The organism is Atlantibacter sp. MEI4A-1023, assembly GCF_056155425.1.
Genome location: NZ_CM149568.1, coordinates 2,262,483 through 2,274,504, shown reverse-complemented (window position 1 = coordinate 2,274,504; position 12,022 = coordinate 2,262,483). Strand labels below are relative to the sequence as shown.

General features: G+C 53.1%; 9 protein-coding genes and 3 pseudogenes. 4 read left to right on the top strand and 8 right to left on the bottom strand.

The window, feature by feature from the left end:
• Nucleotides 1-181: 181 nt before the first annotated feature.
• From umuC to ACVV26_RS10980, 3 genes and pseudogenes are all read right to left on the bottom strand, one after another.
• Entirely contained in the window at nt 182-1,456 is a 1,275-nt protein-coding gene (umuC, locus tag ACVV26_RS10990; RefSeq protein WP_474801813.1) for a translesion error-prone DNA polymerase V subunit UmuC, read from the bottom strand.
• A gap of 8 nt (nt 1,457-1,464) precedes the next feature.
• On the bottom strand, nt 1,465-1,914 hold the full coding sequence (gene umuD / locus ACVV26_RS10985; RefSeq protein ID WP_474801547.1) for a translesion error-prone DNA polymerase V autoproteolytic subunit: 450 nt from the start codon (nt 1,912-1,914) through the stop codon (nt 1,465-1,467).
• Between the two features lie 569 nt (nt 1,915-2,483).
• Nucleotides 2,484-2,659 (bottom strand): annotated as a pseudogene (locus tag ACVV26_RS10980) (Y-family DNA polymerase); the annotation flags it as partial.
• A 258-nt stretch (nt 2,660-2,917) separates the two neighbouring features.
• On the opposite strand from ACVV26_RS10980, the gene ACVV26_RS10975 reads away from it, so the two are divergent.
• Nucleotides 2,918-3,682 carry a glutamine amidotransferase gene (locus tag ACVV26_RS10975; protein WP_474801545.1) on the top strand — a complete coding sequence of 255 codons (765 nt, stop codon included), beginning with the start codon at nt 2,918-2,920 and terminating at the stop codon, nt 3,680-3,682.
• Here ACVV26_RS10975 and ACVV26_RS10970 read toward each other — a convergent pair.
• Together ACVV26_RS10970 and ACVV26_RS10965 are read right to left on the bottom strand one after the other, a co-directional pair.
• Nucleotides 3,656-3,859, bottom strand: a pseudogene (locus ACVV26_RS10970) (S24 family peptidase); the annotation flags it as partial. The gene ACVV26_RS10975 and the pseudogene ACVV26_RS10970 sit on opposite strands and share 27 nt — an antisense overlap.
• Before the next feature lie 253 nt (nt 3,860-4,112).
• Complete coding sequence (locus ACVV26_RS10965) at nt 4,113-8,213, bottom strand: autotransporter outer membrane beta-barrel domain-containing protein (RefSeq protein WP_474801543.1); 4,101 nt, start codon at nt 8,211-8,213, stop codon at nt 4,113-4,115.
• Nucleotides 8,214-8,529: 316 nt separating this feature from the next.
• On the opposite strand from ACVV26_RS10965, the gene ACVV26_RS10960 reads away from it, so the two are divergent.
• Nucleotides 8,530-9,141: a helix-turn-helix domain-containing protein gene (locus ACVV26_RS10960; RefSeq protein WP_474801541.1), complete on the top strand. Its 612-nt coding sequence runs from the start codon at nt 8,530-8,532 to the stop codon at nt 9,139-9,141.
• Nucleotides 9,142-9,160: 19 nt separating this feature from the next.
• Entirely contained in the window at nt 9,161-9,523 is a 363-nt protein-coding gene (locus tag ACVV26_RS10955) for a hypothetical protein (RefSeq protein WP_474801539.1), read from the top strand.
• Here ACVV26_RS10955 and ACVV26_RS10950 read toward each other — a convergent pair whose 3' ends face one another.
• The 3 genes and pseudogenes from ACVV26_RS10950 to ACVV26_RS10940 all read right to left on the bottom strand — a co-directional run.
• On the bottom strand, nt 9,524-10,333 hold the full coding sequence (locus tag ACVV26_RS10950) for a Cof-type HAD-IIB family hydrolase (RefSeq protein WP_474801537.1): 810 nt from the start codon (nt 10,331-10,333) through the stop codon (nt 9,524-9,526).
• Between the two features lie 100 nt (nt 10,334-10,433).
• Nucleotides 10,434-11,261: an arylamine N-acetyltransferase gene (locus ACVV26_RS10945; RefSeq protein WP_474801535.1), complete on the bottom strand. Its 828-nt coding sequence runs from the start codon at nt 11,259-11,261 to the stop codon at nt 10,434-10,436.
• A gap of 72 nt (nt 11,262-11,333) precedes the next feature.
• Nucleotides 11,334-11,438: pseudogene (locus tag ACVV26_RS10940) on the bottom strand (hypothetical protein); the annotation flags it as partial.
• Between the two features lie 46 nt (nt 11,439-11,484).
• On the opposite strand from ACVV26_RS10940, the gene ACVV26_RS10935 reads away from it, so the two are divergent.
• On the top strand, nt 11,485-12,012 hold the full coding sequence (locus tag ACVV26_RS10935; protein ID WP_474801534.1) for a LysR family substrate-binding domain-containing protein: 528 nt from the start codon (nt 11,485-11,487) through the stop codon (nt 12,010-12,012).
• Nucleotides 12,013-12,022 lie beyond the last annotated feature (10 nt).

Sequence of the window (12,022 nt, the reverse complement as noted above, 5' to 3'; positions counted from 1 at the left end):
TCCGTTTTCTCCTGATGCCGCACATATCGTCCACACTTTATAACTTACTCTCATCAATGGAATAAACCTCGGTGGCAGGCGCCACCTCTTCCAGAATGCTCATCACCCGATGGCTCATGTCGCCATTTATGTGGAATAGAAAAGCAACCTTTGAGGAAAACATATGTTTCCGGAAGTGGCTTCATCGTATGCGGGCTATCGGGATATCGTCCCAATGTGTCGTCCACGCCGGGCTAAGCATTTCTCGTTTCATTTCCCACTCTCTGTTGACACTTTGTCCCGCAAACCACACGTTACCCAACCCAGATTGATTGATGCCATCCAGTACTTTCATTAGTTGGGCGCTTTGCACTCTTGGTTTGTCCTCGTCAAAGAGGCTTAGTTGGGTCACACCATTCGGCGTAAAATCATCGAGTGTGACGCCTGCTTTCATGTAACGTCGGCCATCCAGCCAGATTCGGTCGAGCGAACGCACGGCGACTTCAATAATATCTCGCGTATCCTGAGTGGGGAGAGCAAGTGCCTCCCCAGCGCTGTTACCGTAATATATTTCGTTGATAGCGTGTGGTGATGTTCTGATAAAAACCCCAACGTGCCGGCAAAACTGACGTTCCCCCCTCAGCCTTTCAGCCGCGCGTGTAGCGTACTGACATATCGCCTGCCGCATAGTGTCTTTTGACGTGATGCGCTCACCGAAGGAGCGCGAACAAACAATCTGCTGCTTTGACGGAGGAAGTTCTTCATGAGGAATGCAGGATTCTCCATTCAGTTCTCGAACGGTACGTTCCAGAACGACCGTGAAGTTTTCCCGGATAAATCTCGTGTTGGACTGAGCGAGCTGTAAGGCATTTTTTATACCCATCAGGTTAAGGCGTTTGCCTATTCTCCTGCCCACCCCCCAGACCTCCTCTACTGGCTGATTTTCCAGTAGCGTCGTTGTGCGCTTCGGGTTATCCGGCGTAAGCGCCAGGACGCCGCGAAATTGTTTCCACTCCTTGCCTGCCCATTGGGCTGATTTGGCCAGTGTTTTGGTCGGCCCTATACCCACGCCAATGGTCAGCCCGGTTGTGTTAAGAATGTGCCCTCTGAGACGTCGGCCAAAATGTTCAAGATCTTCACAGCGGTCAATGCCGGTCAAATCCAGAAACATTTCGTCGATACTGTACTGTTCGACCCGCGGCGCGATCTCCTCAAGGGCGATCATCACTCTCTGACTAAGGCTATGATAAAGCGCATAATTTGAGCTAAAAACATGTACCTGTTTCGTATAAGCCTGAGTTTTAATTTGAAACCAAGGTACGCCCATTTTTATTCCTAACGCTTTTGCACCTGCATTACGCGCGATAACACATCCGTCATTATTACTCAGCACCACAATCGGTTTGCCACGCAGGTCTGGGCGAAACAATGCTTCACAGCTGGCATAGAATGAGTTTACATCTGCAAGACCAAACATTGGCATCGTTACCTCCGGCGGGCTCGGGTACTGTTGAAAAACCAGGTGACGACACCGAGCAGTTGTAATTCTTTCGGATAAATAACAGAGAAAGCTGGGTTCATTGGCAAGAGCGCGACACACGGCTCCAGTTGAAGACGTTTAACAGTAAACTCGCCATTTACTTCTGCGATAACAATATCGCCGTGAACAGCCGCCTCTGCCCGGTCAACCACCATGATATCGCCGTCGCAGAGTCCAATATCCTGCATACTGCAACCGCTGGCGCGTACAAAAAAAGTCGAGGCTCGTCGGCGAATACAAAGCTCATTTAAATCCAGCTCTTTTTCGACATAATCCTGAGCCGGGGATGGAAATCCTGCCGCGCAAGGCTCCGCAAAGAGAGGTACACGCACCGGTGGAGTAAAAACGGGTGGACAAAAAAATGTCAGTTTCTCAGAGTAAGTGAGAGGTTTCATAGAGACATACTCCGGATATCCCTTGGAAGGAAGTGAGTGAAAACTGGTTTGCGCATAAGACACCTTTTATTTTTACTGTTTATATATACAGTATTAATGAGCGATGATGCGCTGACAAGGGGAACGAACTAACAAATTCTAAAACGCATGCACCAGGCTGAGAAAACGGGTTATTTAAGCAGCACACTTGCGATGTCATGCCTGACAAACATTAATTGTTCGCGTAATGAACTGTTAGCAGCACGGTGCAAAAGGTTAAACGAGGTTTGATCGTCAGGTATGCGAGGAAGCTTTGTGATTCTGGGAACCAAGCCCCGTCCGCTATAAATGGGTCCCGACAGTGCTGCCCGAGGAATTGGATTGGTTTTACTTAGCCCTTGGTAAGTAAAAAATTCGTACCAGAGTCGTATGGCGGAAATACGCATTGCAGAGTCGCACTAGCCACCGGTTTTTCCCTGCCAGGCAATCGTGGTCGGATATAGCCTGAAAAAACTTCAAAATGTGTATTTTGGGGGAAAAGATATTTTGCCTCGCAGTAGCTTAAATAACGGACCCGGGCCCACGGTAAGCTTTGATCGTCGCTTCGGCACGCCCATAAAAACCCTTATCGCCTTCGCCTGGGCATTGCGCGCGATCACGCAGACATCGTTATTACTCAGCACTACCACCGGTCGCCCCATAAATCTGGCCGGAAGATCGCCTCACAGGAGGCGTAAAAGCTGTTGACGTCAACCAGCGCAAACATGGTGGTCGGCTCTTAAATCAACTCGCGTCGCGGCGAGGAGGTTATGCTGCGCGCGGCAGCTGTGTGTAATCAATTAGTTGCATGATAAATATATAATGAATCTGTATATATAAACAGTATCGTTAATTCTGCATGCGGCTCAAGGCATTAGAAATAAAAATAGTTATCTTGAGGATATTTCTGATGATTTTTTGTACTAAAGAGCGCAAAGTAATCTCAGGCGTTACGTATTGATGTTTATTACGTGGAGTTTTATTGATGCAAGTGAGTCCAATCATCATTCTTCAGGTGGGTACGCCCCCGGAGGAGATGCGCGCAGTACACGATGATGTCCCGGTATGGTTTTGCCATGCGTTGCAGGTGCCCGTTGGCGCAGTCGACGTGATCCGCGTGTTTGAGGGCGAGCCGCTGCCGGAGCCCGACCCACACAGGATGGCGATCATCACTGGCTCCTGGGCAATGGTGACGGAGCGCCTGCCGTGGAGTGAAGCTATGGCAGAGTGGATCCGCGAAGCCATGCGTATCCATATGCCGCTGTTCGGCGTCTGCTACGGTCACCAGCTTATGGCGTATGCCCTCGGGGGACGCGTTGACTACCATCCCCAGGGCCGTGAAGCGGGCAACCAGCAAATCACCCTGACACCGGAAGCCAAAAAGGACCCGCTACTCAATACTTTTCCGCAGACCTTTACCGCGCACTTAACGCATATGCAGACCGTGGTCGAACTACCGCCGGGCGCCTCTGCGCTGGCCTGGTCCAGCCATGACCCGCACCAGATTGTGCGCTATGGGCCGAACGCGGTATCCACGCAGTTCCACCCGGAATTTACGCCCGTGATTTCAACGGCGCTAATGCAATTCCGCGCGGAGGTGCTGCACAGCGAAGGCCGCGATGTTGATGCGATGCTCAGTGAAGTCCGCGATGCCCCGGAAGCCCGAAACGTGCTGCGTTTTTTCATCCAACAGACGTGCGGCCACCCGAGCCAGGATATTTTCGACGAACCGAGCGTGCTGCGGGGTTAACGCGCTGTCCACCACCAGCAAATCCCCATCGGAGATGCCCTCTCCCGTCATCGAATCCCCGGAGGCCTTAAGGAAATAGGTCGCGCTGGGGTGTTGAATGCATAACGCCGCAATATCGATACGCGTTTCCACGTAATCCTGCGCGGGGGACGGAAAGCCGCACGGCACATACTCCAGAAAGAGCGGTAAAAATTCGGGGCGAGTCGCTTAGCTTAAAGGGATTAATCGGTTCATTTTTTGTCAGACCCAACATCACTGTGTTTATATACAGACTTATTGTTTTTGCGGAACCGATAACGCCATTTTGGCCGCTTCGCCGCAGGCGATTGAACAAATTGAGGATTTTATTTTTTAACCGATTCAAAACGTGACAGCGTGACACGGGGATAAAAAAGACCGCCTGCACAGGCAGGCGGTCGGGGTTAAGGGATCAGAACGTGTAGCGGTAAGAAATCCCGACCTGCTGGCCGGTGTTGTGGCTGGACGCGTCCAGGCTATAGCCCACGCCCCAGGTCATATTGCCTTTTTGCATTTTCACGCCCAGCCTGCCTTCGAACGCGGTTTTATCCATGACTTCAGCCGAGATGCTGTCTGAAGCCGGAATACCCGTCGTCCTGACTTTACTGGTCACGTCAGTATCCCCTGCGGCAAACACCACCGACATATCCGCATCGGTGCTCAGCGCCCAGCCAGAGTCCATCGCCCAGGCTTTGTTCAGCCGCACCCCTACCGGGAATTGCCAGATATCCTGACGGGTTTTATCGGTTTTAAACACGCCGTCACGATCTGCGGTGCGCGTAGTGAAGCCGTCCGTGGTGAGCTGGTTATAACGCGCGCCCACATGCGGGATGATATTCAACACCGACGCATCAATCACATACTCACCGTTCAGGCCAACGGTGAATACTGAGGCATCAACGTTATCGGCTTTCAGCTTGCCGCCCATCCCTGCCCAGCCGGGTAAATGCTGGGACAGATCGTGGCTGCCTGCGCTGTATCCAACGTCCGCCGTCAGGTTAAACGCCTCGTTGCGCCAGTTTTGATACAGCGAGACGCCGGTAAAGTTGAAATCATCGCGAGTCGCATTGAAATCACCGTCAGAGTCGGTTTTGCCTTTGCCGGTATTCACCGCCACGCCGGTCCGCAGGTTGCCGTTTGCCAGGGCGTAGTCTTTATCCACCCCGACGATCACGCCCCAGAAATCGGTGTCGTAACCGTAACGGGTGTTCCCGGCGCTAAAGCCATCGCTCTGCTGATTGCCGTACAGTGCCTGAACCCACACGCCCGCATCCTGGGCGGTATCCAGATCCGGCGCGGCATTGCGGTCGCGAATAGCATTGTTTACGGCGTTGTTTACCGCCAGGCTGCTGCTTTGCACCCCGCCCGCTACCGCCAACTGCGCGGCACTGTTCAGGGTTTTCACCACATCGCTGACGCTGGCATTCGGCGCTTCAACCGCGCGGGAGAGCAGACGAATTCCGGCGTCCGGGCTGTTCACCGCGTTGGCGTTATCGTTCATCATCCTGTCCAGCGCGTGGCTGACCATCACACCCGGCAACACCTCGCTGGCGCGTCTGGCGGTGGTAGTGACGTTTACGCCGTCCTCCGTCGGGCTGAGCGTCGCCTGCAACAGTTTGTTAGTGATTAAGTTAGTGTCGCGCCAGCCGCTGCCGACGATATCCAGCGTCGTGAAGCCGTCGGCGATGGCGTACGTGCGGTTAGCCTGGGCATCGGAGATATACAGTTTCGCGCTGTCCGCCACGCTCAGGGTGCCGCTGCTGGCGGTTAACGCCACATTGCCGTTGGTGGTGGAGCCGCTGTTCACCATCAGCAGCGACTGTTCGCCAAAAGCGGCTGTGTTGGCTGACGCATCGCGGCCCGCCGCCGGAACCGCTGCGGTGAGACTGCCATCGATACGCAGCCCGCCCTGCCCGGAGACCAGCGTTTGCGGCGCCATGACTACCAGCGCGGCGGTCACATCCTGCCCCCAGGCCAGGCCGCTGGCGGCAAAGTCGCGGTTTACGCTGTCGACATCGTTGCCGCCCAGCATCAACAGTGAGTTTTGTCCTGCGGTCAGGCGTCCGTTGACCTGATTGCCGCCCAACGCCACGCGGGAAGCATCGCTCAGCGTAGCGCCATCCTGCCAGACCGGGTCAATAAACAGCGCAGCCCCCTGTAAATCCACTTTATCGGCAGTCAACACCCCGGCGGCGCTAACGTCACCTACGGTGATACGCGCGTCGCTGCTGGCGGTTAACGAACCGGCGTTCACGGTGCCCGCCACCGCCATTTGCCCCTGCTCCTGTAGCGCGACATCCGCCGTCAGGCTCGCATTTTGATTGATGTTCAGCGCGCCACGGTTCACCACCCCGGAGCCTGTCACGGTGTGATGGCCTGCGGCCACGTTCATCACCCCTGCGCTTTCGATGCTAATCACGCCATCCAGCGTAGATTCGCTGGCCCCGGTGGCCACATTACCCAGATTCAGGGTGCCCTGATTCACATTGACCGTCACGTTACTGGCGGCAGCGCCAGAGGCGGTGATCAACGGGCCGCCGAGCGCGCCGGTCAGCGTCAGGGACTGGTCGCCTTCAATCATCACGGCGGGGTTGCCTTCGCCGTTAAGCTGCAACTGCGCTGCGCCAAAACCCTTCGTGACATGTTGGGTATCGGCATCGGCGTTTATACCGCCAATCTGGATGCGGTTTTTATCCGCCGTCACCGCGACATTCGCCAGCACCGCGCCGGTCATCGCCGCACTCTCCAGCGAGGTGGTGCCGGTGGCCTGGTCGCCATCCACCAGCGCACCCGTCATAACCAGCGAATAGCCGTTCTGGCCTGCCAGCAGATCGTTTACCGATCTCACATAATCGAGGCGGTAAGCGCTGTCGTTCAGCGCCAGTACGCTGTCGTTAAAGGCGATGCGCGAACCGGAAAGCGTAACGCTCTCTGCCGTGGCGGTTTCTGCCGAGGCCGCCTGCGTAAATAGCTGGGCCGAGTGCGTCTCCAGCACGCTGTTTTGTAAGGTCAGCGACGAGGCGTCGCCAAGCGTCAGCGTGTCGGCAATCAGTTTACTGGCGCTAAACGCGAGGTTGCCCTGGGTGAGGTTGACCGGCGCAACCACGCTGCCCCCGTTCACTGTTAGCTGTTGGCCGACGTTCGCATCGCTGAAACCACCGTCCATCACCAGATCGCCGTTCAGATTCAACGCGTTAAATCCGCTGAACTTTGCGCCGTCAAACTGCTGAACAGAGGAGCCGAGGTTTAACACGCTGCTGCCGTTACCGTAGAGATTCCCCTGCACCTGGGCGTTATCCAGCCACACGCTGGCGTTTTGCAGAGTGCCATTATTAAGGATGACGTCGCCGGTCACCAGGCTGTGATCGGTAATATGCAGCGCCAGGTCGCCTTTCCCGGCGCTGGCGGTAATATTCCCGTCCACCAGTGTATCGGCCAAATTGACCCGGATATCTTTAGCGTTGCGAAGCGTTAAATTCCCTGAGAGTTGGCTTTCTGAAAAATGACTGCTAATAAGATCGGTGCCAGCAATATCGGTATTACCGGTCACAATGGAATCGTTAACGTTTAAATACGTTTGTTTGGCATTAACCAAAGACAACGCTTTTTTATTGGTATCGGTGGTGGCTGCCACGCTGCTCTTGTTATTCAGCGATACCCGCGTGGTGCCGCCGGAACCGCTGACGGCTAATGTGCCCATCAGTTCACTTTGCTCAACCTGAACGGTATTGATATTTGCTACAGAGGCTCCACCCCGCAGATTAATCGCGTTTACCGTTTTATTAGCGGAATCCCGGCTATCGATTATGCTATTTTTCACGGTCACCGTATTATCGCCCTGACCGTTAGTAATGTAGATTTCGCCTTTATTTATCTGGCTGTCGCTAACCGAAATACTGTGGTTACCCGCGCCGCCGGTATAAATACCACCGGTCAGTTGGCTTTTATTCGCGATTTCAATTTCCTGATTCCCTTTATCTCCTGCATCCAGATAAATGGCGTAACCTTTGGCGTAGGCTTTCCCTTTGGTGTTTCTGTCGTAATCCAGGGTGGGATCAACGCCGTTCAGTTTTGAACCATCGACAACAATATGGGTATGGGTCGTTGAGCCGCCCGCTTCCAGCCAGTCAACCGAGGCATCATTGACCAGCGTAATATTGACGGATCCACCCTTACTGGCGTTGATATAAAATCCATCCAGTTTGGCTCCATCAACCAGTAAACTTTGCAGATCGTTATCGCCACGGGAAGCCCCGCCGGCGGCGGTATAGAGATTTTGCGCTTTGGCATTGGCACCGATAATCGCGTTTTGCGAGGGGACGTTAAAATACCAGGCCGTGGCTGGGCCATAGTTGCCGTAAATGGTCATTCCTTTTTCAGCCAGACCACATACGCCGCTTGCATCAGCAGAAACACACTCACTGGCGAAACTGGAACCCGCTATAGCCAGGCTGCCTGTGAAAATAATAGCCACACTTTGTGCAACGGGTGTTAACGGGAAATACTTTCTCATGATCAAGCTCCTTTTGTGAGAATAAAAAATCCAGCAAAGTGTTTACAATTTCTTATCTCCACACCTTGCTTTTAATAACAATAACAAACTTTCCGAAAAGGCTGTGTCAGACCAAAGGCCCGCCATTAAGAAAATTCTTAATCGCAATTACAATTTATTGTTTATATAAGCATTTTGTTACTAATAAAAAATTCAACCGCACGTTCGGTCACTATTTGATTAAGATTAATCCTATACTCATACAATATTTTCTGAATTGCAAAATCCTGGCTCAGGATAGAATATTCCTGGTAAGTTTCCCTTATAGGGTGTGGTTATGATTATCGTTGTAACGAATTGTGGATTATTTAAAAACGGATTTGAAAGTTTTCAGGAAAGTTACATCTGTGATTGCACCTCTTTTTCGCGCGTTGAATATGTCAACCATCTTGATAAAGCGTCTTATTTAAAATACACGCAGGTCAAGGCGGTTATTGTTGATTATGAGCAGCAGGATATATCTTTGTTAATCGCGTTAATGGAGATCAAATCTCTGGACCCTGAACTGACGCTTATTTTGATGACCCGTGAGGCGCGTTTTTCTAATACTATCGAAAACATACTGATTAATACCGTCGCAGATTATGCGCTTAACTGCACCGACTCTCTGAGAAAACTGGAGCGGGTATTAAGAGAATTACATGGCTGCACCCAGCATAAAACCATTATTAAAAACACGGCCTGGTATCGCATCGAAAAAGCGTCGAACCTGACGCGCAAAGAAGAAGTGGTGCTGCCTTATATTGTCTCGGGGAAAAACAACAAAGAGATCTCTCGTTATCTGAATTTATCGCAGAAAACAGTCAGTTGCCATCGCCGAAGCATCTATGAAAAATTTAAGGTCAATAATTTGATTGGCCTGTACAACACCTTTTGCTATATGAAATAGCCAAAAACTGAGTGGGATTATGTCTACGCCAGAATATATTGAGAAAGCGTTACAGCAGTGTTTTTTAGCGTTATATCTTCAGCGCGGCGATACCAGCCATACCGCCGCTTACTCAGCATTTTTCGCCACGCTCGGCGAACATGACGTCCCGGCCTGCCAGCGTCAGTATTACCGGGATTTAAAGCAGACCTTTCTGGCGGCCATCAGCTATATCGAGCAGAACCTGGCGCATCAGAATAGCGATGTGTTTATCGATAAACTCCGGCAAAAAATGCTGTTGCAACTGCTCGATTTTTACAGGGAAACCTGCGGCTGGCTGGCGGTAGAGGACTATATCGCCTCACGCAATACCCTCCTCTACCACCACGCGCTGTGTGAATAATCAGGCGGGCAGCCGTTGTTCCAGTACCGCGTCAATCACATCAAGTGCGCCGCTGTGGTTCAGCGAGCCCGTGGCGTATTTGGCGATCTTTTTCACTTCCGGCGCAGCGTTGTCCATCGCAAAGGAGTAACCCGCCAGTTGCAGCATCTCAATGTCGTTGCCGCTGTCGCCCACCGCCACGCATTCGCCGGGGGCGATATTCCAGCGCGCCATCAGGCGCTGCAATCCGCTGGCCTTGTGTGAGCCGGGAATAATCAAATCGACAAAACCAAAACCGCTGGTCACCGGTTTAACGATGCCGTCCAGCGAATGGTGCAGGCTGTCCACCAGCGCCGGGATCGCGTCGTCGTGCAGATTGAGTGAGAATTTAAAGATCACATCGTCGATGGCGTACAGATCGTCCACCGGTTTCAGGCGATGATAGTGTTTCGACATCAAATCGATAAACGCCTGCGGCGCGCCGGCGCGGTAATACGCGCTTTCCAGCCCGCACACCACGAAGTTAATGCCCTCGAATTCACCGAGTTCATCCACCACTTTATGGAACTGGGCCGTGGTCAATTCCCCGTGGTGGACGCGTTGCCCCTGGTCATAAACCAGCGCGCCATTTTCCGCAACGAAAGAGATGTCGTGACAAATCTCCGGGAAGAATGAAATGAGCTGGTAATACTGGTTGCCGCTGGCCACCACAAATTTGATGCCCTTCTCCTTCAGCGCGTGGTACTGCTTGTGAAACCTTTCCCGATCGTAATCCTTTTGCTCGTTGAGAAAGGTGCCATCCATATCCACTGCGATGAGTTTAATCTTCATACAACCTCATTAAATCAGTACAACTTAAGGGCAACATGCTAACACCCTTTAATCGAAGAACCATATGCATTGGGCGAATTCATACTTATCGCAAATGAATTCACGCCGATTCCAGCCGCGCCATCACTGCCCGCAACGCATCGCGGCGGATGCCGTGTACCGGGTGCGAGACATTCAGCCCGCACTCTTCCACCAGGCAATCATACAGCGCATCGGCATTCGGCAACGCTTCCGTTGCGGCAGGCATTCCGGGCATACGCCGGGTAACGCGCCGGTTGAGAACGGTGATTTTACCGCCGTCGGGGCGCATCAGCGCCAGCAGTAAATGATGCCGGAAATGGGAGTCAGGCCAGCGGGAGACAAAGTGATTCGCCATTAAATAATCCGCCGGATACTGGTGTGCCAGGTCAAAGCGGTACAGCGCCTGCCAGCCCTCGTCATTGCGCGTTTCCAGACAGTAATCGTCATCACTTTGGAGCAGCCGGTAGCTGCCGTGAGGCGTGTTCTGCACGGTATCGGGCACAAACTCAATCGGCGTCGACAGCGTCTGACCGCCGAATCCCACGTCCGCCAGCCACTGTTTGCCATCCAGGGTAATCAGCGATAGCCGATGGGTGCGCGGCGGCATCTCCAGCGGATTAGCAATCACCACCCGCGCCCCCAGATCCTGCACCGCAAACCCCAGCTCGCGCAGCGCACGGGTAAACACGCCGTTCTGCTCGTAACAGTAGCCGCCGCGCCGGGCGGTAATCAGCTTGTCTGAGAGGTGCGTATCATCCAGCAAAATGGGCCGTTCCAGCAAAACGTCGAGGTTTTCGAAGGGAATATGACAGGTATGCAGCAAATGAAGCTGTTTTAACGTCGCGTAATCCGCGTGCGCCGCACCGCAAAAACCGATGCGCGCAAAGTAATCATCAATAAAGGCCATAACCCGGTTCCTGTAAAAACACCTTACCGTTATAGCCTTAAATGACGAACGCCTGTTTCGGTTTGTGCGCTTTCAGGCGTTATCCGGGGCGATAAGGATCGCGCGGATATCGTTGACGTTGGTTAGCGTCGGGCCGGTGATTACCAGCGCCTGCTGCGCGGCGAAATAGCGGTAACTGTAAGGCTTTAAGCTGCGCCAGGCCATCTTCCAGCATCATCACGCCGTGGGCTTTGTAATAATCCGATCCCCACTCAAAGGGCTGGATCTGATTTTTATCAGGCCGCCGGCGCGGCTGGATGAGGAGTTCGCCCAGCAGTTTTTGTTGTATGAGGATATTGTGGTGGCGCCGTCGCGGCACCCGTTCGCGCTGCGCCAGTCGCTGATGATTAGCGATTTAGCCAACGAACCGATGATCGTGCCGGAGCGCCGCTCGCGCCCGCACAGTTACGATCTCACCATGAACCTGTTTCACGATGCCGGGTTAACAGTACATATTTCCCAGGTGGCGGATGAAAAACAGACCATTATTAATCTGGTGTCGGCGGAATTTGGGCTGGCGATTGTGCCGCAGTGGAGCAGCCGGATTTCGCTGCCGGGTGTGTCGTTTGTGCCGCTGAACGTCGACGCCCATTCTACCCGCAAGGGCTTGCCGCTAGCCGCCGTGTGGCTGCATTCGGCAAGCGACCCGTTACGCGATGCGATGCTGGCGGTGCTTAATGCTCATCGGGAGTTTTATTCCCGGCCTGAGTAACATGTTTACT